The 359-nt window shown below is 55.7% G+C and carries 1 protein-coding gene; it reads left to right on the forward strand.

What is annotated here, in order from left to right; genetic code table 11:
- The coding region (locus tag AB3X86_RS38395) for a hypothetical protein (protein WP_368599914.1) at positions 1 to 244 on the forward strand (244 nt) is incomplete at its 5' end.
- Positions 245 to 359: the final 115 nt, after the last annotated feature.

Below are 359 nucleotides of genomic sequence, written 5' to 3' on the forward strand. Positions count from 1 at the left end.
CGTTTTTGACCCATTATGCGATCTCTGTCGCAAGATCGTGGAGGCGCCGCCTTCGTGTCCGGATCGCGCACACTGGAGCTTCATCATGCTGAACCGGGAACAGATTGCCGCAATCCAAAACGTAACGCTAGGTTACCTCTTTGATCTCGGCAACAAGACAGTGGAGAGCGTCGGGAAACTGGCTGCATTGAACAATCAATGGACCTGCACGACGCTTGTCGATATGTTCGAACTGAGCGGATGACCGAGAGGGTGCTGACGTATAGCCGTCAGGCGGTCGACATCGTGTTGGTAACACAGGCCGAGTTCGCACGAATTGTGCAGGTGCAAGGTAGCGCCTGCCGCCGTCAGGTGCAGAC

It is taken from the genome of Paraburkholderia sp. BR14374, from assembly GCF_040948685.1.
In the GTDB taxonomy this organism is placed as follows: Bacteria; Pseudomonadota; Gammaproteobacteria; order Burkholderiales; family Burkholderiaceae; genus Paraburkholderia; species Paraburkholderia youngii.